Source organism: Sorangium sp. KYC3313 (genome assembly GCF_052075895.1).
GTDB lineage: Bacteria > Myxococcota_A > Polyangia > Polyangiales > Polyangiaceae > Sorangium > Sorangium cellulosum_B.
Genome location: NZ_CP197255.1, coordinates 5,346,340 through 5,368,794 on the forward strand (window position 1 = coordinate 5,346,340; position 22,455 = coordinate 5,368,794).

The 22,455-nt window shown below is 72.6% G+C and carries 11 protein-coding genes; 1 reads left to right on the forward strand and 10 read right to left on the reverse strand.

Going from position 1 to position 22,455, the window contains the following annotated elements:
- Window positions 1–94: 94 nt before the first annotated feature.
- From ACSRUE_RS21005 to ACSRUE_RS21030, 6 genes are all read right to left on the reverse strand, one after another.
- Window positions 95–6,151, reverse strand: a complete 6,057-nt coding sequence (locus tag ACSRUE_RS21005; protein ID WP_441292537.1) for an AAA family ATPase — start codon at window positions 6,149–6,151, stop codon at window positions 95–97.
- 166 nt (window positions 6,152–6,317) lie between these two features.
- Window positions 6,318–12,344: an AAA family ATPase gene (locus ACSRUE_RS21010; RefSeq protein ID WP_441292538.1), complete on the reverse strand. Its 6,027-nt coding sequence runs from the start codon at window positions 12,342–12,344 to the stop codon at window positions 6,318–6,320.
- A gap of 232 nt (window positions 12,345–12,576) precedes the next feature.
- Complete coding sequence (locus ACSRUE_RS21015) at window positions 12,577–13,179, reverse strand: hypothetical protein (RefSeq protein ID WP_441292539.1); 603 nt, start codon at window positions 13,177–13,179, stop codon at window positions 12,577–12,579.
- Between the two features lie 70 nt (window positions 13,180–13,249).
- Entirely contained in the window at window positions 13,250–14,326 is a 1,077-nt protein-coding gene (locus ACSRUE_RS21020) for a hypothetical protein (protein ID WP_441292540.1), read from the reverse strand.
- Window positions 14,323–15,930 (reverse strand): FecR domain-containing protein, encoded by a 1,608-nt coding sequence (locus ACSRUE_RS21025; RefSeq protein ID WP_441292541.1) that lies wholly within the window; start codon window positions 15,928–15,930, stop codon window positions 14,323–14,325. The genes ACSRUE_RS21020 and ACSRUE_RS21025 overlap by 4 nt, the downstream gene beginning before the upstream one ends.
- Window positions 15,906–16,553, reverse strand: coding sequence for an RNA polymerase sigma factor (locus tag ACSRUE_RS21030; RefSeq protein ID WP_012238084.1), 648 nt, complete (start codon window positions 16,551–16,553; stop codon window positions 15,906–15,908). Before ACSRUE_RS21030 ends, ACSRUE_RS21025 begins: the two co-directional genes overlap by 25 nt.
- A 239-nt stretch (window positions 16,554–16,792) precedes the next feature.
- On the opposite strand from ACSRUE_RS21030, the gene ACSRUE_RS21035 reads away from it, so the two are divergent.
- Window positions 16,793–19,036 carry a DUF3160 domain-containing protein gene (locus ACSRUE_RS21035; protein ID WP_441292542.1) on the forward strand — a complete coding sequence of 748 codons (2,244 nt, stop codon included), beginning with the start codon at window positions 16,793–16,795 and terminating at the stop codon, window positions 19,034–19,036.
- Between the two features lie 192 nt (window positions 19,037–19,228).
- Here the strand turns inward: ACSRUE_RS21035 and ACSRUE_RS21040 are convergent, their stop codons facing one another.
- From ACSRUE_RS21040 to ACSRUE_RS21055, 4 genes are all read right to left on the reverse strand, one after another.
- A complete protein-coding gene (locus tag ACSRUE_RS21040) occupies window positions 19,229–19,585 on the reverse strand; it encodes a hypothetical protein (protein ID WP_437765980.1) in 357 nt (118 codons plus the stop codon).
- A 316-nt stretch (window positions 19,586–19,901) separates the two neighbouring features.
- Window positions 19,902–20,828, reverse strand: a complete 927-nt coding sequence (locus tag ACSRUE_RS21045) for a hypothetical protein (RefSeq protein ID WP_441292543.1) — start codon at window positions 20,826–20,828, stop codon at window positions 19,902–19,904.
- Window positions 20,829–20,984: 156 nt separating this feature from the next.
- Window positions 20,985–21,797: a hypothetical protein gene (locus ACSRUE_RS21050; RefSeq protein WP_441292544.1), complete on the reverse strand. Its 813-nt coding sequence runs from the start codon at window positions 21,795–21,797 to the stop codon at window positions 20,985–20,987.
- Window positions 21,794–22,366 (reverse strand): RNA polymerase sigma factor, encoded by a 573-nt coding sequence (locus ACSRUE_RS21055; protein ID WP_441292545.1) that lies wholly within the window; start codon window positions 22,364–22,366, stop codon window positions 21,794–21,796. Before ACSRUE_RS21055 ends, ACSRUE_RS21050 begins: the two co-directional genes overlap by 4 nt.
- Window positions 22,367–22,455 lie beyond the last annotated feature (89 nt).

The following is a 22,455-nucleotide window of genomic DNA, read 5'->3' on the forward strand; positions in this document are numbered from 1 at the left end:
GAGGACCACCCTATCAGAGGAGCAAAGCACCTGTCAGCGCCGTCGCGTGAGCCCGCAATGGGCCCGGGGAGCGCTGTCGTGAGCGCGTGAGCGCCTAGGCCGACGGGAGCAGGGCCCCTTCTCCTTGGCCTGCGCCCTCGGCCGCCGTCTCCGCCTCGGCCGGGCGCAGGGGGAGCTCGACGATGAACGCGGCGCCCGCGCCCGGCGCGCTCTCGACGCGGATGGTGCCGCCGTGGGAGGTGACGATCCACCGGACGATGTAGAGGCCGAGGCCGAGGCCGCCGAAGCTGCGGGCGGAGACGGCGCGCTCGAAGCGCTCGAAGATCCTGGCCTGGTCGGTCTCCGTGATGCCGATGCCGTGGTCGCGGACGACGAGCAACGCGCGGCCTTCCAGGCCGCGCACGACGACGTGAACGGGGGCCCCCGCGCCGTACTTGATCGCGTTGGACAGGAGGTTGATGAGGACCTGCTCCACGCGAGAAGCGTCCCAGTTGCCCACCACGGGCCCTTCCAGCTCGAGCCGGGTGCGGCAGCAGGCGTCGTCGAGCTGCTGGTGCATCCGCTCGACGACCTCGCGCGTCAGGGCCGCCAGATCGACGGGCGCGCGCGCGAGGGTGAGCCGGCCGGCGTTGAGGCGGGTGGCGTCGAGCAGCTCGTTGACCAGGTGGGCGAGGCGCGCGATCTGGCGGCTCAGGACCTGGAGCGCGGCGTCGATGCGCTCGGGAGCGACCTCGGCGCGCTGGAAGCGGGGCAGGAGCCGGGCGAGGAGGTGGGCCTGCATCTTGAGCGAGGTGAGCGGGGTCTTGAGCTCGTGCGAGGCGACGAGGAGGAACTCGTTCCGGCGCTCGATCGCCTCCTGGGCCTCGGCGAACAGGCGGCTGTTGTCGAGGGCGAGCGCGGCGCGGCTCGCCAGCTCCTGGGCCAGCCCCAGGTCGGCGGGGCCGTAGCGGCGCCGGGGAGCGGTCGCCAGCAGGGTCATGACGCCGAAGCACCGGTCGCGCGCGAGGAGCGGAGCCCGGAGGAAGGAGTGAACGCCGAGCGGCTCGAGGAGGGGCGCGGCGCGGACGTCGCCCACCTCGGGGCGTTGCAGCGACGCCGCCGAGAGCGGCTGCAGCGCGTCGAGCACCGCCCCCGCGAGCTCGGCGGGCACACCCGCGGCGATCGTGTGTCCCGGGGCGCCGCGCGCGAGGTCCACGTCGATGACGCACCGGTCGGCCAGCTCGGGCACGGCGAGCTGCGCGACGCTGTCGAGGGTGGCGCCGTAGCCGAGGGCCATGAGCTTGCGGCTCGCGTCGGCGAGGAAGCGCTCGGCGAGCTCGGCCCGCCTGCGCTGGGTGATGTCGGTGGAGATGCCGCAGAGCACGCCGGGCATGACCCGCTCGCCGAGCGGGAACTTGACCGACAGGAACGTGTGCGGCCCGTCGTCCAGCAAGAGCTCCTCCTCGCACTGCAGCGGCTCGCCCGCGTCGAGCACCTTCCTGTCGTTGTCACGGAGCAGCTCGGAGGTCGAAGCAGGAAAGATCTCGGCGTCGGTCTTTCCGCGGATCCCATGGAGCGACAGCCCGACGGCGCTCTCCGCGTGGCAGTTGGCGAGCAGATACCGGCCGTCGCGATCCTTGAGGTAGATGGCTGCAGCGGAGTTGTCGACGATGGCCTGGAGCGTCTTCTGGTTGGCCTGGAGCTCGCGCTCCGCCCGGCGCCGCTCGGCGTTCTCCTGCTCGATATCGGTATAGAGCATGGCGTTCTCGAGCGAGATGGCCGATTGCGAGGCGAGCAGCTCGAGCACGGTGAGCCGCCCGGGCGTGAACGCCCCGGTGATGAGCCTGTTCTCCAGGTAGAGCAGGCCGAGCAGCCGCGTTTGCCGCACGATCGGCAGGCACAGCACCGAGCCCGCCCCCCTCTGCCGGAAATAGTCGTCCTCCGAGAACGGGTGTCGCCCGGCGGCGTCGTCGAGCAGCACGCGCTCGTGGCTCCGGCGAACGTAGTTGAGGACCGACCGCGGCAGCGCGGTCGCCGCCGCTTCGCCCGCGTCGAGCAGCCGCGCCGCGCTGCCGGACGTCGAGCGCGACGTCGAGATCGCCGCCGCGATCGACAGGCGATCCTCCCGGACCAGGAGCACGGCGCCCTCTCCGGCGCCCGCGTGCTCGACCACGACGCGCAGCAGCATCTCCAGAAGGCGCGGGAGCTTGAGCTCGCCGGAGATGCTCTGAGAGGCGGTGACGACCGACAGGACGTCGAACTGCTCGGCCCGGACGGCGAAGGTGACGGTGGGCGCGATCGGCTTGCGCGGGGCGAGGTACGGGTAGCGCTGGTCGAGCTGCTCGACCTTGGCGTGGGCGCCCCAGCGGAAGTAGGCGGCGCGGGCGTTCTGGAGGTGGGCGTCGGCGGCGGTGGCGAGGCCGCACGCGCGGTAGAACCCCGCGGCGAGCTCGCAGGCGATGGCCTCGTGCTGGACGAAGCCGTTCTCGCGCGCCGAGGAGATGGCTTGCTCGTAGAGCCGCATCGCCTCCGGTTCCTGCCCGCGGAGCCGGGCGAGCTCGGCGCGGACCAGGGCGTGCTTGTGGAGGAAGTTCTCGGGGCAGCTCCTGGCCCACGCGCCGAGCTGCCGCTCGCACTCGAGCAGCTCCTCGCTGGGTTCCCCCCGCGGGGCGGGCCGCGCCTCATGCGCCTCGCCGGAGAGGGCCGCGAGCGAGAGCGCGAGGTAATAAAAGCTCTCGGCGATGATGACGTTCGACTCGACCTTGTAGGGGTGCTCGGCGCGCCCGCGGGTCACCGCGGCGAACGCCGCTCCGGGAGGGCCGATCAGGAAGCGCGCCTGCGCCTTCAAGTTGTAATGGATGGCGCGGACGAGCGGAGGATTCCCTTCCTCGATCGACGCCTCGAAGGCCGGCAGATCCAGCTCCGAGCCGTCCACCGCCGAGAGGCGCGCCGGCCTCCCGCGCAGCGCCTGGATCATGGCGTAGATGCTGAAGAGGACGCAGTAGGGTAACGCGTAACCGGCCCTGCGCACGAAGCCGAGGCGCTCTTCGACCGCGCGGAGCACGTCCTCCAGCGGCTCCCCGGAGAGCAGCGGGAACATCTCGGCCCACATGCAGTTGTAGCAGGCGTCGTTCAGGTTGCCGGACTCGACCGCGGCGCTGAAGCCGGCGCGTATGTACGGATACGTCTCTCGGTAATGGCGCGTCCAGAAGACGATGTGCTGTCCAAACATGGTGAGCACCACCGATTTCGTGGTGAGGAGGCCGCTCCTCTGCGCCAGGTCGTGGCCGAGCTTGCCGAACAGATATCCTTCCTGATATCGCCCGTACCTCGGGCCGATCACCCTCGCGAAGAAGGTGTACGCGTTGGAGGAGCTGTCGGCGTTGCCGTGGCGCAGGCTGAGCTGGACCATGCGCAGGACGATGAGGTAGTGCAGGTTCGCGTCCATGAAGAACGCGGGGAGGGACACCCCGTTCAGCACGCCCATCGCGCTCTGGATCTCCGGATGCGTCATGGGGGGCAGGTGGATCATGTCCGCGATCGCGCGATCGCCCAGGTCCCGCCAGACGTGCTCGGTCTCCTCGTCGACCTGTGCGTCGCTGGGGCAGCGCGGAAGCGCGATGTCGCAGGCGCGGAGCCACCCGAGCCCGATCTCCACCGCGCGAGCGTGTCGCCCGCGGGTGACGTTCAGCGCGACGGCGAGCTCGACGGCGGCGGCCGTCTCGGCCCTGGTCCTCGCGCGCTCCATGAGCTCTTCGAGGAGCCGCTCGGCCTCGTCGAAGCCGCCGGTGATGTACGCGACGTGCGCGCGCTCGAAGGTCAGCTCGTAGGTCAGCTCGTGCCGCGTCTCCCAGCGGCTCGGCGCGAGCAGGGAGAGGCCCGCGGCGAGGAGCGCGGCGGCGGACTGGAAGGCCGCGGCGGCCTTGGCCTTCCTGCCGGCGCGGAGGTTGAGCGCGGCGAGCTCGTCGCGCTCCACCTCGGAGCGGAGGAGCGCGGCGCCGCGGTTGAGGTGGCCGACGACGTCGAAGAGCGACTCCTCGCGCTCGCCCGGGCGCCGGCCCTTCAGGAGCAGCTGGCCGATCCGGAGGTGCACCTCGGCGAGCTGCTCGGCCGGGATGAGCGAATACGCGGCCTGCTGCACCCGGTCATGGAGGAAGCGGTAGCCAGCGTCCCGCCGGAGGAGCAGCCCCTCCCGCACGGCCTCCTCGAGCGCGCCGCGGAGCGCTTCCGCCGACCTCCGCGCGACGATCGCGAGGGTGTCGAGGTCCAGGCCGCTGCCGAGGCAGGCGGCGAGCTTGAGCGCGTCCCGCGCCGGGATGGAGAGCCGCTTGAGCTTGCCCACCATCAGCTCGACGACGTTGTCGGTGAACCCCTTGTCGTGGATGGCGGCGATGTCCCAGCGCCATACGCGCTGCTCGGCGTCGAACGTGATGAGGCCTTCCTGGTGCAGCTCGAAGAGGAACTGGAGGACGAAGAACGGGTTGCCGCCGGTCTTCTCGTAGACGAGCCGCGAGAGCGGCTCGACCTCCTCGGCTGGGGCGTGGACCGCCTCGGCGACGAGCGCCTCGACGTGGGCGGCGGAGAGCGGCGCGAGGACGAGCTCGGAGACGGCGGCGCCGCGCTTCCGCACCTCGGCCAGGGTGAGCCGGAGCGGGTGCGCGGGGCCGACCTCGTTGTCGCGGTAGGCGCCGATCAGCAGGAGGTGCTCGGACCCGGCGTAGGTGGCGAGCTGCTCGAGCAAGAGGAGGCTGGCCGCGTCGGCCCATTGCAGGTCGTCGAGGAAGAGGGCGACGGGGTGCTCGTTCCGGGCGCACGCCGCGACGAGGCGCTGGAGCGCCGCGTGCATCCGGCCCTGCGCCTCGGTGGGCGGGAGCTCGGGCACGGGCGGCTGGGGGCCGAGGAGGAGCGTGAGCTCGGGGAGCACGCCGGCGAGCAGACCGCCATCCTGGCCGAGGGCCTCGCGGAGGCGCTCCCGCCAGCGCTCGAGCTGCTCCTCGCTCGCGCTCAGGATCTCCTGCAAGAGCGCCCGGAACGCTTGAAGGAGAGGGAGATACGGGACGCCGCGCTTCAGCTGCTCGAACTTGCCGGAGAGGAAGAAGCCGCGCTCGCGCACGACGGGCCTGTGCAGCTCGGCGACGAGCGAGGACTTGCCGATGCCCGAGTAACCCGACACGAGCGCGAGCTCGGGCCGGCCCTTCGCGACGACGCGCTCGAACGCGGCGAGCAGCGCCTCGATCTCGCGCTCGCGGCCGTAGAGCCGCTGCGGGACCCGGAACCGGTCGGAGAGGTCGCGCTGGCCGAGCGGGAACGGCTCGATGGCGCCGGTCGCCCGCAGCTGGGAAAAGCACCGATCGAGGTCGTGGCGCAGGCCGAGCGCGCTCTGGTAGCGCTCCTCGGCGGCCTTGGAGAGCAGCTTGAGCACGACCGCCGACAGGAGCGGGGGAATCGAGGGGACGAGCGCCTGCGGCGGCTGCGGCGCCTGGGCGATGTGGCAATGCACCCACGCGACGGGATCGCTGGCCTGGAACGGCAGGGCGCCCGTCAGCATCTGGTAAAACGTGACGCCGAGGGAGTAGAGGTCGGTCCGCTCGTCGATCCAGCGGTTCATCCGGCCTGTCTGCTCCGGCGCCATGTAGGCGAGCGTGCCCTCGATGAGCCTGTCGCGGGCGAAATCCTGGGACTCCCGGGGCAGCAGGCAGGCGATGCCGAGGTCGGTGATCTTCACCTCGCCGGTGTCGGGGTTGCAGAGCAGGTTCTGGGGCTTGATGTCCTTGTGGATGATGCGGTGGCGGTGCAGCTCGGCCAGCGCGTCGGTCAGGCGGAGGGCGAGGGGGAAGAAGCGCTCGATCGACATCCCGCGCATCGGGCGCATGGGCCCGTCGCCATCGAGCAGCTGGTCGAGCGAGCGGCCGCCGAAGTCCTCCAGGACCAGCGCCACCTGATCGCCGAACACCTCAATCGCGCGGGCCTTGACCACGGCCGTCGTGTCGAGCGCACTGGCGAGCTCGTGCTCGTGGTGCAGCCGGCCGAGGGCGCGCGGGCTCGCGTGGTCGCGCCGCAGGACCTTGAGCACCACCGGCCGGCCGTCCTCCGCGCGCCGCGCTCGGTAGAGGATCGTCTCTGCACCTTGGTGCAAGACGCCCACCACGAGGTAACGCGGACTTTCTGGCATAGGCAAGATCGTCGGCAGCCGGAGCGGCCTCCGAGGCGTCGGCGTCTGGCCTGATGGTGCCAAAAGCGCCGTGCTTCGTCACGGGAAATGGCGGCATGCCCTCGCGCCGGCTCGCCTGCAGTGCGCATGCGCCGGCCGCCCCGGGAGCCGCCGGTGAACGTCGATTCTATGTCGGTGAGAGGAAGGTGCCCTGGCCATCTGTCTCGTCCTCCGCCGCACGCAAAGGGAGCTCGACGATGAACGTGGCGCCCGCGCCCGGCGCGCTCTCGACGCGGATGGTGCCGCCGTGGGAGGTGACGATCCACCGGACGATGTAGAGGCCGAGGCCGAGGCCGCCGAAGTTGCGGACGGAAACGGCGCGCTCGAAGCGCTCGAAGATCCTGGCCTGGTCGGCCTGCGCGACGCCGATGCCGTGGTCGCGGACGACGAGCAGCGCGCGGCCTTCCAGGCCGCGCACGACGACGTGAATGGGGGCCCCCGCGCCGTACTTGATCGCGTTGGACAGGAGGTTGATGAGGACCTGCTCCATGCGAGAAGCATCCCAGTCCCCGATCACGGGCCCTTCCAGCGCGAGCTGGGTGCGGCAGCGGGCGTCGGTGAGCTGCTGGTGCATCCGCTCGACGACCTCGCGCGTCAGGGCCGCCAGGTCGAGGGGGGCGCGCGCGAGGGTGAGCCGGCCGGCGTTGAGGCGGGTGACGTCGAGCAGCTCGTTGACCAGGTGGGCGAGGCGCGCGATCTGGCGGTCGAGGACCTGGAGCGCGGCGTCGATGCGCTCGGGAGCGACCTCGGCGCGCTGGAGGCGGGGCAGGAGCCGGGCGAGGAGGTGGGCCTGCATCTTGAGCGAGGTGAGCGGGGTCTTGAGCTCGTGCGAGGCGACGAGGAGGAACTCGTCGCGGCGCTCGATGGCCTCCTGCGCCTCGGCGAACAGGCGGCTGTTGTCGAGGGCGAGCGCGGCGCGGCTCGCCAGCTCCTGGGCCAGCCCCAGGTCGGCGGGGCCGTAGCGGCGCCGTGGCGCGGTCGCCAGCAGGGTCATGACGCCGAAGCACCGGTCGCGCGCGAGGAGCGGGGCCCGGAGGAAGGAGTGAACGCCGAGCCGCTCGAGAAGCGGCGCGGCGCGGACGTCGCCCACCTCGGGGCGTTGCAGCGACGCCGCCGAGAGCGGCTGCAGCGCGTCGAGCACCGCCCCCGCGAGCTCGGCGGGCACTCCTGCGGTGGCCGTGCGCTCCGGAGCGTCCGGATCGAGGCGCACGTCGACAACGCACTGGTCAGCCAGCTCGGGCACGGCGAGCTGCGCGACGCTGTCGAGGGTGGCGCCGTAGCCGAGGGCCATGAGCTTGCGGCTCGCGTCGGCGAGGAAGCGCTCGGCGAGCTCGGCCCGCTTGCGCTGGGTGATGTCGGTGGAGACGCCGCAGATCACGCCGGGCATCACGTCCTCGCCGAGCAGGAACTTGACCGACAGGTAGGTGTGCGGCCCGTCCTCCAGGAACAGCTCTTCCTCGAACTCGAGCGGCTCGCCCCTGTCGAGCACCTGCCGGTCGTGCGCGTCCAGCGCCACGGCGCGCGCGGCAGGCAGGAGCTCGGCGCTGGTCTTTCCGATGATCTGATCGAGCGGCCTGCCGAGGGCGCGGCTCACCCCGCGGTTGGCGAGCAGGTGCCGGCCGTCGCGATCCTTCAGGTAGATGGCCGCGGCGGAGTTGTCGATGATGGCCTGCAGCGTGGCCTGGCTCTCGCGGAGCGCGCGCTCCGCCCGGCGCCGCTCGGCGTTCTCCTGCTCGATATCGGCGTAGAGCATGGCGTTCTCGAGCGAGATGGCCGACTGCGACGCGAGCAGCTCGAGCACGGTGAGCCGCCCCGGGGTGAACGCCCCCGCCACGAGCCGGTTCTCCAGGTAGAGCACGCCGAGCAGCCGCGCCTGGCGCACGATGGGCAGGCACAGCACCGATCGCGGCTTCTTCCGCGTGAAGTACTCCTCTTCGAGGAAAGGGTGCCTCCCGGCGGCGTCGTCGAGCAGCACGCGCTCGTGGCTGCGGCGAACGTAGTTGAGGATGGATTGCGGCAGCGCGGCCGCCGCGGCCTCGCCCGCGTCGAGCAGCCGCGCGGCGCCGCCGGACGCGGCGATCGCCGCCGCGGTCGACAGGCGATCTTCTCGGGCCAGGAGCACGTAGCCTTCCTCGGCGCCCGCGTGCTCGACCATGGTGCGCAGGAGCATCTCGAGCAGGCGCGGGAGCTTGAGCTCACCGGAGATGCCCTGAGAGGCCTTGACGACGGAGAGGACGTCGAACTGCTCGGCGCGTACGGCGAAGGTGACGGTGGGGGCGATCGGCTTTCGCTCGACGAGGGAGGGATACCGCTGGTCGAGCTGCTCGACCTTGGCGTGGGCGCCCCAGCGGAAATAGGCGGCGCGGGCCTTCTGGAGGTGGGCGTCGGCGGCGGTGGTGAGGCCGCGCGCGCGGTAAAACGCCGCGGCGAGCTCGCAGGCGATGGCCTCGTGCTGGACGAAGCCGCCCTCCCGCGCGGCCGACGCGGCCTGCTCGTAGAGCCGGGCCGCCTCCGGTTCCTGCCCGCGGAGCCGGGCGATCTCGGCGCGGACCAGGGCGTGCTTGTGGAGGAAGTTGTCGGGGCCGCTCGCGGCCCACTCGCCGAGCTGCCGCTCGCAGTCGAGCAGCCCGTCCGGCAGCTCCCGCTCCGGCGACGGCGGCGCCTCGCGCGGGCTGCGCGCCTCGCGCGCATCGTCGTCGCCGGCGAGCGCCGCGAGCGCGAGCGCGTGATAATAGAAGCTCTCGGCCACGAGCGCGTGCGGTTCGCTCCTCCAGGGCCTGTCGACGATCACCCGGCGCGTCGCCTCGCACGCCTCCCCCGGGGAGCCGAGCAAGAACAGCTCCTGGGCCTTCAGGCTGCACGAGAAGCCGAGCACGCCGCCCGTGTCCCCGGGACGCAGCCGCGCCTCGAACGCGCCGGGATCCAGCTCGGAGCCATCCATCATCGGGAGCCGGGCCGGCCTGCCTCGCAGCGCCTGGACCAGCGCGCAGGCGCTCAGGAGGATGTTGTAGACGAGCTCGTATCCGGTCTTGCGCACGAAGCGGAGGCGCTCCTCGACCTCGCGGAGGACGTCCCCCAGCGGCTCGCCGGCGAGCAGCGGGAACAGCGGGGCCCAGATGCAGAGGAAGCACGCGTCGTTCAGGTTGCCGGTCTCGACCGCGGCGTTGAAGCCGGCGCGCGTGTACGGAGTCGTCTCTCGGTAATGGCGCTTCCAGAAGAGGATCAGATTGCCGAACAAGAAAAAGACCATGGCCTTCATGGCGAGGAGGTTGTCCCTCTCCACCAGGTCATGACCGAGCTTGCCGAACAGATATCCCTCCTGGTATCGCCCGTATTTCGGGCCGATCACCTTCGCGAACGCCGCATACGCGTGAGGGGAGCTCGCGGCGTTGCCGTGCTGCAGGCTGAGCTTCACCATGCGCACGACGACGAGGTAGTTCAGGTCCGGGTGCACGAAGTACGCGGGGACAGCCACGCTCGCCAGGACGCTCATCGCGATCTTGCACGTCGGGTGCGTCATGGGGGGCAGGTGGATCAGGCCCTCGATCGCCCGGTCGCCCAGGGCCTGCCAGACGCCCTCGGTCTCCTCCGCGAGCCGCGCTCCGGTGAGCGGGATCGACAGGTCGACGTGGCAGGAGCGGAGGAACGTGAGCCCGATCTCCGCCGCGCGGGCGGCCTGCCCGCGGGTCACGCTCAGGGCGATGGCGAGCTCGACGGCCGCGGCTCGCTCGGCCTCGGTGCTCGCGTGAGCCATGAGCTCTTGCAGCAGCAGCTCGGCCTCGTCGAAGCCGCCGGTGATGTACGCGGCGTGCGCGCGCTCGAAGGTCAGATCGTAGGTCAGCTCGCGCCGCGCCTCCCAGCTGCCTGGCGCGAGCAGCGAGAGGCCCGCGGCGAAGAGCGCGGCGGCCGACTGGAAGGCCGCGGCGGCCTTGGCCTTCCTGCCGGCGCGGAGGTTCAGCGCGGCGAGCTGGTCCCGCTCCTCCTGGGAACGGAGGAGCGCGGCGCCGCGGTTCAGGTGCCCCACGACGTCGAAGAGCGCCTCCTCGCGCTCGTCCGCGCGCCGGCCCCTCAGGAGCAGCCGGCCGATGTGGAGGTGCACCTCGGCGAGCTGTCCGGCGGGGATGAGCGCGCGGGCGGCCTGCTGCACCCGGTCATGGAGGAAGCGGTAGCCAGCGTCGCGGCGGAGCAGCAGCCCCTCGCGCACGGCCTCGGCGAGCGACTCGCCGAGCTCGGCTGCAGGGCGGCTCGCGACCAGCGCGAGGGTGTCGAGGTCCAGGCTGGCGCCGAGGCACGCGGCGAGCTTGAGCGCGTCCTGCGCCGGGACGGGGAGCCGCTTGAGCTTGCCCACCATCAGCTCGACGACGTTGTCGGTGAAGCCCTTGCCGCGGATCGCGGCGATGTCCCAGCGAAAGGCGCCCGCCTTCGCGTCGAAGGCGATGAGGCCTTCCTGGTGCAGCTCGAGGAGGAACTGGATCGCGAAGAAGGGGTTGCCGCCGGTCTTCTCGTGGACGAGCCGCGCGAGCGGCTCGGCGCGCTCGGCCGCGGCGTGGACCGCCCCCGCGACGAGCGCCCCGACGTCGGAGGCGGAGAGCGGCGCGAGGACGAGGTCGCTGAAGATCGCGCCGCGCTTCCGCGCGTCGGCCAGCATGAGCGGCAGCGGGTGCGCCGGGCCGACCTCGTTGTCGCGATAAGCGCCGAGGAGCAGGAGGTGCTCGGTCTCGGTGTAGGTGATGAGCTGCTCGAGCAGCTGGAGGCTGCCGGCGTCGGCCCACTGGAGATCGTCGAGGAAGAGCACCATGGGGTGCTCCTTCTGGACGCACGCCGCCACGAAGCGCTGGAGCGCCGCGTGGAACCGGTGCCGGGCCTCGGCGCCCGGGAGCTCCGGCGCGGGCGGCTGCGGGCCGAGGAGCAGCGCGAGCTCGGGGAGCACGCCGGCGAGCAGCGCGCCGGTCGCGCCGACGGCCTCCCGGAGGCGCTCTCGCCAGCGCTCGAGCTCCTCGTCGCTCACGCTCAGGATCTCCCGCAAGAGCGCCCGGAACGCCTGGAGGAAGGCGTGGTAAGGGACGTCGCGCCTCGGCTGCTCGAACTTGCCCGAGAGGAAGAAGCCCCGCGCGCGCACCACCGGCCCGCGCAGCTCGGCCACGAGCGACGACTTGCCGACACCCGAGTAGCCCGAGACGAGCACGAGCTCGGGGCGGCCGCTCGCGACCACGCGCTCGAACGCGGCGAGCAGGGCCCCCAGCTCGCGCTCGCGGCCGTAGAGCCGCTGCGGGATCTGGAACCGATCGGAGAGATCGCGCTCGCCGAGCGGGAAGGGCGGAATCGCCCCGCTCGCTTGCCACCTGGCGAAGCACTCGTCGAGGTCGCGCTGCAGGCCGAGCGCGCTCTGGTAGCGATCCTCGGCGGACTTGGAGAGCAGCTTGAGGACGACCGCCGACAGCTGCGGGGGAATCGAGGGGACGAGCGCGTGGGGCGGGGATGGGTGGAGGGCGACGTGGCAATACACCCATTCCACGGGATCGCTCGCCTGGAAGGGCAAGGCGCCGGTCAGCAGCTCGTAGAAGGTGACGCCGAGGGAGTACAGGTCGGTCCGCTCGTCGGTGGAGCGGTTCATCCGGCCCGTCTGCTCGGGCGCCATGTACGCCAGCGTCCCCGCGATGAGCCCGTCGCGGGAGGCGTCGTGGCATTCGCGGGGCGAGAGGCAGGCGATCCCGAGATCGGTGATCTTCACCTCCCCGGTGTCGGAGTTGTAGAGCAGGTTCTGGGGCTTGATGTCCCTGTGGATGACGTGGTGTCGATGCAGCTCGGCGAGCGCGCCGGAGAGGCGGAGAGCGAGGGGGAAGAAGCGCTCGAGCGGCGTCGGCCCCTGGATGAGCCGGTCGAGCGAGCGGCCGCCGAAGTCCTCCAGGACCAGCGTCATCTGGTCCCGGAACGCCTCGATCCCGTGGGCCTTGACGATGACCGTCGAGTCGAGCGCCCTGGCGATGTCGTGCTCGTGGCGCAGCCGCCCGAGGGCGCGCGGGCTCGCGTGGTCGCCCCGCAGGACCTTGAGCACCACCGGCCGGCCGTCCTCCTCGCGCCGGGCCCGGTAGAGGATCGTCTCGGGCCCGTCGTGCAGGACCTCGATCACGAGGTAGCGTGGACTATCGGCCATAGGCGGATCTTCGAAGGCCAGTGCGGCGGCCTCCGAGGCGTCGAGCGTCGGTGCATGTTGCCAAAACCGCCGCGCTCCGCCATGGAAAATGGCGGGGCGCCCTCGCGCCGGCTCGCCTGCGATGACGAGGGGAAGAACGGGAGTTCGCCGAGAATCCCTCGACGCCTGCCGCACTGGCACGCTGTGCCGTTTCTACCGGAGCCTGGCGGCCGGCCGTCGTGCGACCGCAGAGCTATGTGCCGCAGCGCTGGACCGTGTGATCGCCGTCGACCGGCCAATGCTGGTCGCCCGCGCCGCGCACCTTCACGAACAGCGAGGTCTCGTCGCTGCTGACGATCTCGAGCGTGCCCCAATGGCCGGGGCCCGAGCCGCCCCCTCCGCCGCAATCGGAGAGGATCACCGATTTGGAGAAGGGGATGTGCATGGCGGAGAGATCGATGAGGCCTGGCTTGTTGAGCTCGGGCGGGATCGTCAGGATGAATTGCCAGGTACCTGCCTTGTCACAGTCGACGCCGATCCTGAGATCGATCACGGGCTGGGCGCACTGCTCGACAGCGTTGCTGAAGTACAGGACGAGCGCGTCCGGGGTCTCCCAGGGCGGCGGACTGCCCGTGAAGGGGAGGGAGCCGGGGACCACATCGCTGCCTCGCAGCGCGATGACGTGGACGGCCGAGGCGCCGTCGTCCACGTCGTCCACCTCATCGTCGTCCACCTCATCGCCGTCGTCGGGCACCACGGGGGCCGGGGGGCTCTCCCAACCCCCATTCTGAATTGGATTGAAGACGAACTCCTCACATCCGCTGTTCATCACCGCCATCGCTCCGAGGACCATCATCCATCGTTTCATTCGAACGACCTCCAGGCCAGGCTCCAGAGGTGAAGTCCCTCCGGCGCGTGACGGCGGCTCATAAAAACAGATCGATCTCGATGCCGGCTGAAGAGAGGATGAACGGTTTGCCCCAGGTCGCTGTCTCTCGCTCGACGAACCGGACGGAGACGCCCTCGACGAGGACGCTGGCGAGGGCGTCGGCGCGCAGGCGGAACGTGGGGGTCAGGGCGAAGGAGAGGCCGACGCCCGCGAAGGGGCTGGCGGTCACCGCGGCGGATGCGCTCGAGCGGAAGCCCTTGCTGGCCACCCCCGTGCTCCAGAGCAACACGGCCGAGAAGCCGAGATCCGCCGAGGCCGTCCACGGGCTGTCGCGCGGGGCCAGCTGGAAGCGCGCGCCCCCGCCGGCGAGCAGGACGGAGAGCTCGGCGGTGCCTTGCGATCGCTCGACCTGGTGGGCGCTGACCGGAATCGCGGCGAACGCGATCGCGCCGGCGTGCTCGCTCGGCAGCCAGGAGAGGCCGACGTCGATGCTGACCGCCGCGCCGAAGCCGCCTGGGCTCAGCAGCGCGCCGGGAGCGAGCGAGAGGCGGAGCGCCGGCGACGGCCTCTGGGCCGGCGCGGGCGGCGTGTCCGGCGCGCGGACCCGCAACTTCTCGCGGATCTCGCGCGTCGCGGGCACCTCTCCGGGCGGGGGCGCGGGCAGGCCGGCCTCGAGGAGGCTGGCGCGCAGGAGCTCGACGGCGCGGAGCGCGAGCGCCGCGTCGCTGTCGGGCGTGCCGCCGCCGTCCGCCATCTCGCGGAGGACGGTCTTGCCGGTCACCCGGTCGGCGATCCAGATCTCGACGCCGCGCTCGGAGGGGACGGCGCGGATCGCGGCGATGGCGCCCACCTCGCGCGCCGAGGCCTCGAGGGACGCGCGCGACGCCGGCTCGGCCGCGGGGTCGAGGCGCTCCGCCCGGAAGCCCAGCGACTCGATCTCGGCCACGATCCGCAGGCCGAAGCGATCGCCGGGGGCGCAGAGGACGGCGATGGTCGACGGGGCCTCGGTCCGGGTCTCGCCGGCGCGCGCGCCCTCGGCGAGCGCTGCCCCTGCCGCGAGCGTGGCCCCGGCGAGGAAGGCGAGGAAGAGGAGCGTCGCGGCGCGGCGTCTCACGGCGAGGGAGGCTCGGCGGCAGGGCCCGGCTCGCCGAGCGAGCCTCCGGAGGGGACGGGCCTGGCAGGCGAGCCTCCGGGGGGGACGGCCTTCGATCCGCGCGCGAGCACGTGCTTCGCGTACCCCGCGTGCGAGCCGCTCGGATGAGCGGCGAGGTACTGCTCGGCCGCCCTTCGGGCGCCCGCCTCGTTGCCCCGCCTGTCCTCGGCTTCGACGAGGCGCCCCGCGGCATCGGCGGCGAACGCGCCCGCCGGCTGCTCGCTCAGGTACCGGGCGAACCAGCGCGCGGCGGCCGCGTGGTCCTTGCTCTGGTCCTGGGCGATCCTCCCCAGGATGAACGCCGTCGACGTGGCCTCGGGCGAGCTGGGGAACCGGGCGCGGAGGGACGCGAAGGCCTGGGTGGCGCGCGCCGGGCTCCCGCCGAGCCGGGCCGCATCGCCGAGCGCGTGCAGATCGCTCGCGCTCGCGGCGTCGCAGAGCGCATCGAAGCCCTCGCCCTCCGCGGCGGCCAGGGCGTCCCTGTACCTGGCCTCGAGGACCAGGGCGCGCCACGACGGCGTCTCTCGGTGCGCGGGCAGAGGAGCGACCGAGCCCTCGCCGCCCGCTTGCCCTTGCAGCGCGGCCGCCCCGGCGCCCGGGGCGCGGGCGCTCGCCAACGGTCCGCTCGTCGAGGGCGCAGCCGCGCCCGGAGCGGCCTCGCTCGGGGCAGGCGCGTCTGGAGCGGCCGCGCTCGGAGCGCCTGCATCCAGATCGGCCGCGCTCGGGGCCGTCGCGCCGGGCTCGGCCGCGCTCGGGGCCGTCGCGCCGGGCTCGGCCGCGCTCGGGGCCGTCGCGCCGGGCTCGGCCGCCGTCGATGTGGGGCCGGAGGCGGCGTCGATCGAGCCGACCTCGAGGGTGTTCGTCGCGGGCGAGATGGTGAGCCGCTCGCCGGCGCGGACGGCGCGCGAATCGCCCACGACCGGCCCGGAGACCGTGATCGCCCCCTCGTGCAGCGCGACAACGAGCTGCTCGGTCACCGGGTCCCATCGGGTCTCGAAGCGCGTCCCGATCACGCGGACCTGGAACGGCCCGACCCGCACCGTCCAGCGCGCGCCCTCGCGGTGGACGATCGAGAGATCGAGGGCGCCTCGCTCGAGGGAGAGCTCCGCGCCGTCGGCGCCCACCGAGGCGACGCGGGCGCGCCCCCCCGGCGCGAGGCGGAGCAGCGAGCCGTCGGAGAACCGGATCGGCAGCTCCGCCGTGGCCGGCGCGGCGATCCACGCGCCGACGACCCCTGGCTCGGCCGCCCCGAGCGCGAAGCGCATCGGAGCGCGGGGGCGCGCCACGAGCGCGACCACGAGCGCGGCGGCGAGCAGGGCCACCGCCGCCAGCGAGGCGGCGAGCCGCACCGCGAACGGCCTTCCAGGCCACGTCCGCCGCCGCGCCCAGGAAGACTCGCGGCGGGGCCGCTCTTCGCGCCCGGCCGTCTCCGCACCGGGCGCCGGCGCCGCCGCGAGCAGCCGCGCTCGCCCGCGCTCGCGATCGAGCCGCGCCGCCGGCATCCGGTCCTGAAGCTCGGCCACGTGCCGCCCCAGGAGGGTCAGCGGGCGCTCGGATTGCCCCACCGGGTACCTCCATCGAGCCACGCCTCGAGCGCGGGTTGCTTGCGGGCTTCGGCCTCGAAGCGGGCGCTGGCGCGGGCGAGCCGCCGCTTGATCGTCGCGAGCGAGGTCTCGCACGCCGCGGCGACCTCGGTGAGCTCCATGCCGTCGATGAACCGGAGAGCGAAGGCGATCCGCTCGTCCACCGGGAGCGCGTCGAGGACCGCGTAGGTCGCGCGCAGGGCGTCCAGCACGTCGCCCGACGCCGCGCCGGACTCGACCTCGGGCAGCTCCTCGCTCGGCAGGAACCAGAGCCAGCTGCGCCGCTTCCTGCGGGTGATCGACGATCGCGCCACGTGCACCGCGATCATCGTGAGCCAGCCCTTGAGGGCGCTCGGGTCCTCCAGGCCCGGCAGCGAGCCGAGCGCGCGGACGAAGACGTCGTGGTGCAGGTCGGCCAGGTCGTGGCTGAAGCCGAGGAGCCGGTAGAGCACCCGGTGGACGTGATCCGCGAACCGGTCGTAGAGGGCGGCGCGCGCCCCGGGGTCGCCCCGCCGGAACGCGTGCACGAGGGTCGCGTCGTCGCCGGCGAAGGCCCGCTTCGGGGCGGGCGGCGGCGGTCGGACGAGCTTCAAGGGGCGGGTCAAACGGGGCTCCTCTGCTGAAGTCCCGCGAGGGGAGGCGCACGGCTCAGGGGGTCGCACGATCGTCCCCCGAGGCTCAAGGAGCGCCTGAAGAACCGTGGCTTCACACGAGAGCCCTGACCCTGCGCTCCGTCGCAGAAGCGCTCTTCGCGCCGCGGTTGCGCGGCCACGGCACCACCTTTGCTTGTGGAGTGGAGCCGTCGCGCCCCGGGCTCGGGGGCACGCTTCGAAAGGGGAGCACGATGCGCAACCTGCTTCTTCGCCTTCACGTCGTCCCGATCCTCGTCGCCCTCGCCGCCGGGTGTTCGGGCGAGGGGAGCCAGCCCCCGCCCGGCACCGACGGCACCCAGCTGCCGTCCACGGAGCTCGGGCCCGAGCAGCAGGCGGAGCTCACCGCGCTGCTCGCCGAGCGGGATGCCTCGGCGAGCATGAGCGCCGAGGATTTCGCCGCGCGGTACCCCGTGCCCTTCGCGTCGGGCCTGCCCTATGCGCCGGCGGACGCCGAGGGCCTCTCGCTCCTCCAGGGCACCGCGCTCGCCCTCGACGAGGACGAGCTCGCGAAGCTCTCCGCGAACGGCTTCGTCATTTCGAGCAAGAAGTCCTTCCCGACCTTCGTCTACGGCTACGAGAGCATCTACTCGCTCGACCTGCCGCTCTACGTGTCCGCGGACTCGGTCCTGTTCGCGGTCCACCGCTCGTACGACGCGATCCTGAAGGCGGTGGAGCTCGCCTCGCTCGCGCCCGAGCTCGGGAAGATGCTGACGCAGATGCGCGCGCGGCTCGCCTCGGGCGCCGGAGCGGAGCTCGGCGCCGAGGCGCGCGCGGACGCGGATCTCTTCACGGCCGTCGCGCTCGCGTTGCTCGACGGCGCGCCCGTCGCCCCCGTCGCGGGCGCCAGCGCCGCGGCGATCGACGAGCTCGTCGCGGGCGCCGAGGCCCACCAGGGCATGGGGGAGGTCCGCCTCTTCGGCACGGACCGGCTCATGGACTTCTCGCAGTTCGAGCCCCGCGGCCACTACCTCGACGAGGAGCGCCCCGAGCTCGCGCGCTACTTCCGCAGCATGATGTGGCTCGGCCGCGTGGATTTCCGCTTCCTCGAGACGCAGCAGGACGGCACCCAGCGCTTCCAGCGGCGGCACCTCGAGGGCGCGTACGTGCTGCGCGCCCTGGCCGACGCGGAGACCCTCGCCCGCTACAAGCGGATCGACGACGCGGTCCAGGCCTTCGTCGGCGAGAGCGACACCATGACCCTGCCGGAGCTCGACGACCTGCTCGCCGACCTCGGCCTCAGCGACGCCGCCGGCCTCGCCGGCGTCCCGGACGCGCGGATCGCCGAGGTCATCGTGAAGGAGGGCCACGGGACGCAGCGGATCTCGAGCCACATCATGATCAACGGGCTCGGCAAGGGCACGCTGCCGCTCTCGTCGAGCTTCGCGCTGCTCGGCCAGCGGTACGTCGTCGACTCCCACGTCTTCTCGAACGTGGTCTTCGACCGGGTGAAGGGCGGTTCCGTCAAGCGCATGATGCCGGACCCGCTCGACGTGGGCTTCGCCGCGCTCGGCAACGATCAGGCGGGCCAGCTGCTCGCCCCGGAGCTCGGGCAGTTCGACTACGCGCCCGACCTGCACATGATGCGCGTGCTCGTCGACGCGCACCCCGGGGACTTCTGGGGAAAGAACCTTTACAATCGCTGGCTCGGCGCGCTGCGGGAGCTGTCGCCGGCGCGGGCGATCGGCGACGGCGAGGGGCTGCCCGGCGTGGCGAAGACCGAGGCGTGGGGCCGGCGCCTGCTGAGCACCCAGCTCGCCTCCTGGGCCGAGCTCCGCCACGACACCCTGCTCTACGCCAAGCAGTCGTACACGGGCGGGGACACGTGCGAGTTCCCGGACGCGTACGTCGACCCGTACCCGGCGTTCTTCGCGCGCATCGCCGAGCTGGCCGAGCACGGCGCCGGGATCGTCGGCGCGCTCGATCTGTCGAGCGATCCGTCGCTCGAGAAGGCGGTGCCGGCGTACTTCTCGCAGCTCCACGACGTCGCGCGGACGCTCGGCGAGATGGCCGCGAACGAGCGCGCCGGCCTGCCCCTCACCCAGGAGCACCTCGATTTCATCAACCAGGCCGTGCAGATCGAGTGGGAGGGGTGCGGTGGGCCCACGGGCGTCCACGGCTGGTACAGGCAGCTCTTCTTCGACGAGCTGAAGAGCCTCGAGCAGGACCCGACGATCGCCGACGTGCACACCCAGCCGACCGACGAGGGCGGCGCGCCGGTCGGCCGCGTGCTGCACGTGGGCACCGGCCTGCCGCGGCTCATGGTCGTGACGGCCGATCCCTGCGGCGGCGCGCCGCGCGCGTTCGTGGGGCTCGCCTCGTCGTACTTCGAGGCCGTCACCGAGAACTTCGAGCGCATGGACGACCGGCAGTGGGCCGGCTCGGTCCTGGGAACGACCCCCGACGTGCCCTGGATGACGGACCTCGTCGCCCGCTGATCCGGCGATGCAGCGCTCGGCGCTGGCGACGGCGCTCCCCTGAATCCGTGCCGATCTGTGTCGATTTGTGCCAACCTGACGCTGCTGCGCGCCAGCGGGATCATGGTGCTCGATCGAGCCCGTCAGCCCCCGGAACGTACCGCCCGCCTGAGGCCGCTCCGGGACCGCGGCGACACGCACCGGGGCAGCGCGTCAGCGCGGCGTCCAGGTGCCATTCGTTGCTTCGCAGAGCGGCTTGACGATATCCGCCGTGAGGAGCTCTGTTTCATAATGGTACGTCGTCATGGTCTCGCCGTCGCCGGTGAGGACGCAGGTGCCGAGCACGCCGTCGGTAGAGCATCGATCGACGAGCTTGGCTTCGAGGTTGGACCTGTCCGTGCACTGGCTTTCGTGCTTGTCCGGGTCGTCGGTCTCGAGCTCGGCGCAGCTATTGACCGTCACCCCGCCAGGGGTGCTGCCGGTGAACTCGCAGGCCACCCAGCGCGCGGCCGGAGCCTCCCCGCCACATCCCACGATGAGCACGAACACGACGATGAGAACGTTGCGCATGGCCAATCCTCCTTGATGAGCGCTCGAAGGAGCGCGAAACGATGACAATCACTGCTGTGTCCCCGAGCTCCTCCGGAGGCCGACCCAGGAGACACGAGCGCGATGGCGGGCACGACAGGGCCTGCCGGAGCGCTGGTCCCGGAGCGAACTCCCCTGGAGGCGCTCGGGGGATGACCCGCCAGAGCACCGAGCCGCTTGGAAACCGGAGAAATGAACCGCCAAGCGCGCCAAGGACGCCAAGAGAAATACAAGAATTATGGCGCCTCGGCGGTTCGACTCCTCGCTGTTCGCATGTGGCTTCAGCCCGTCTGTCGCTCTAGAACTTGCCCGAGACCGTGAGACCTACGTCGCCGTCGGGTCCTGAAGGCGCGACCCGCAGGCCGGCCCTGCGCAGGTCCCGCTGGTAGGACTGCGCCGGATGTTCGGGATCGAACATGGCGCCGAGCGACCACACGGAGGCGAGGAGACCGGACGTCAAGCTCAACATCCGCCTCTCCGCTGGCAGATCGCCGTCCCACGCGGGCGCGGTGGCGGCGACCCCGCCGAGCGCGACCGGGAGGTAGATGGCCCAGCTCGGGATCGCGGGCGCGGTGGCCAGCAGATCCCGTTCGACGCTCGCGAGCTGTGCGCCTGACAGCCGCGCGCGCCATTCGGGCGCCGCCACCAGCGCATGGTCGGCGCGGAGGCGGGAAGCAGGCGTGTAGTCGGACAGCGCCAGGTTCAGCCCGGAGAGCAAGCCGGACACGTAATATCCCGACGACAGCGCGATCGGCGTCGCCCTCGCGAGGCCGCTGTCCGTGAAGAGCGCGAGCCCGAGCCAGAAGCTGCCTTGGGAGAGCTGCGCGGCGGCCCCCAGCGTGTCGCGCCGGTACGCCTCCGGCACGGCGAGCGCGGCGATGCCTCCCGCGAGCAACGCTGCGGAGCCAGCGGTCCAGGCGAGGAAGGGAGGCTCGGCCGGGGCCACGGTCAAGGTCAAGGCGAGGCTCGTCCCGCCGATACCGCTGACGAGGACGGGCACCGCTTTCCCGGCGGAGCGCTGCCTGATCGCGTCGTGGAGGTGCGTCGCAAGGAGCGCGGCGCGCTCGCGCCGCTGGGCGATGTCTTCCCGACTCTCGGTCTCGTCCCGCGCCGGGGCGATCGCCCCCTGCGCCGCGGCGCTCGCCGGCAGCGAGAGGCGCGCCATCGCCGCTCCCACCAGGACCGCCTTCCGCGCGTGGCGCTTGCGCCATGTCGACCAGACCATACGAAACCTCTCTGTTAAACCATCTCACGCTGACAGCGCTCGAACCGTTCGACGAACCGAACACGATAGGCACGCTCTCCGGCGCCCTCGAAAGCACGTTGACGCAGTGACGCAGGCGGGCGAGCAGGTCACGCGAGGCGCGCGCGCGCCGCTCGATCAAGGCTCGTTCGCCGCGCCGAGGAGAGCGCGCACGCCCGAGGCATGCGCGCTCGTCGGGCGCGAGGCGAGGAAGCGCTGGCCCAGCTCGGCGGCGCGGGCCCGATCGCCGAGGCGGATCAGCGCCTCGACGCGGAGCACGGTGGCCTCCTCTCCCATCGCGCTCCGAGGAAACTTGCTGTCGTGGGCGTCGAGCGCCGCGAGGCACCCCGCCGCGTCGCCGGCGGCGAGCGCGTCGCGCGCGCGATCGATCATGGCGACCTGCTCGCCGAGCGCGTCGCTCGGCGCGCCGGGAGCGGATCCCGCGCGCGGCGCGGCGCTCTTCGGGCGCGGCGGGCTCGCGGCGGCGGGCGCCGGGATCGGCGGGGCGCTCGCCTGGAGCGGGAGCGGCGCGCGCGTCGCGGGCCCGGAGGGAGCCGGCGCGGGCGCGATCGGCGGCGCGGTCGCCGCCGGCGGATCGCCGGCGGTGGGCGGCGTGAGCGTGGCCTGCGGCTCGCTCGACGGTGCCGCCGCGGAGGGAGGCGCCGACGGCCGGAGGAGCGCGACGCCCGCGCCGATGAGGCCGACGCCGATCGCCGCCCCGAGGCCCCACTTCGCGAGCGCCAGCAGCTTGCCGGCGCCCGCCTTCGACGCGGGCGCGGCGGACGGGGAGGGCGCAGCGGTTGTCCCCCCTGCGACCCCGCCCGCGGCGAGCCCGGCGATGGCGAGCGCGCGCGCGCGCGCCGACGAGGACGGAGACTCCTGCTTCCACGAGCGGAGCAGCGCGCGCTCGAACTCGGTCGCCTCCTCGTCAAGCGGCTTCGGATCGGTCATCGCTCGCCTCCTCGGTGCAGCGCCCTCGCCTGGACGCGCCTCGCGATCGCGCGAAAGTCCTCTCGCGCGCGGCGGAGGCGGGAAGCGACGGTGCCCCTCGCGAGGCCGAGCATCGCGGCGATCTCCTCGGTCGGGACGCCCTCGAGCTCGAAGAGGACGAAGACGACGCGGAGGTCCTCTTCCATCGCGTCGAGCACGTCGTCGAGCAGCGCGCGCGCCTGCTTCATCTCGATGAGCTGCTCCGGGTTCGGCGCGTCGTCGGCCGCGGCCGCCATCGCGCCGTCGTCGCAGCGCTCGCGCCGCCGCGCGCTGGCGCGGCGCGCGTTCGCCGCGACCCCCAGCGCCGTCCCGAAGAGGAAGGAGCGCTCGCGATCGGGCGCGATCTCGGCGAGCTTCTGGTAGGCGATCAGGAAGACGTGCTGCGCGGCGTCGTCGGCCGAGCCGGCGGGCACGCCGAGCCCGCGCAACGAGCGCCAGATGAAGTCGAAATGCGCGTCGACCAGCGCGCGGTAGCGCTCCGCGGAGGGCGACGGCGCGCGCTGCTCGGCGCGCTCCGCAAGCGCCGTCATGGCGGCGTCGCGCACCACCTCTGCGCGCGCAGGGGGTCGGGATCGAGTCGCGCTGATCATCGTCTCCTGCCGCTGCTATGTTCGGAGGT

Coding starts and splice junctions, on each gene's coding strand:
- ACSRUE_RS21005 (WP_441292537.1), bottom strand. CDS start 6,151: ATGCCAGAAAGTCCGCGTTACCTCGTGGTGGGCGTCTTGCACCAAGGT.
- ACSRUE_RS21010 (WP_441292538.1), bottom strand. CDS start 12,344: ATGGCCGATAGTCCACGCTACCTCGTGATCGAGGTCCTGCACGACGGG.
- ACSRUE_RS21015 (WP_441292539.1), bottom strand. CDS start 13,179: ATGATGGTCCTCGGAGCGATGGCGGTGATGAACAGCGGATGTGAGGAG.
- ACSRUE_RS21035 (WP_441292542.1), top strand. CDS start 16,793: ATGCGCAACCTGCTTCTTCGCCTTCACGTCGTCCCGATCCTCGTCGCC.
- ACSRUE_RS21040 (WP_437765980.1), bottom strand. CDS start 19,585: ATGCGCAACGTTCTCATCGTCGTGTTCGTGCTCATCGTGGGATGTGGC.
- ACSRUE_RS21045 (WP_441292543.1), bottom strand. CDS start 20,828: ATGGTCTGGTCGACATGGCGCAAGCGCCACGCGCGGAAGGCGGTCCTG.
- ACSRUE_RS21050 (WP_441292544.1), bottom strand. CDS start 21,797: ATGACCGATCCGAAGCCGCTTGACGAGGAGGCGACCGAGTTCGAGCGC.
- ACSRUE_RS21055 (WP_441292545.1), bottom strand. CDS start 22,366: ATGACGGCGCTTGCGGAGCGCGCCGAGCAGCGCGCGCCGTCGCCCTCC.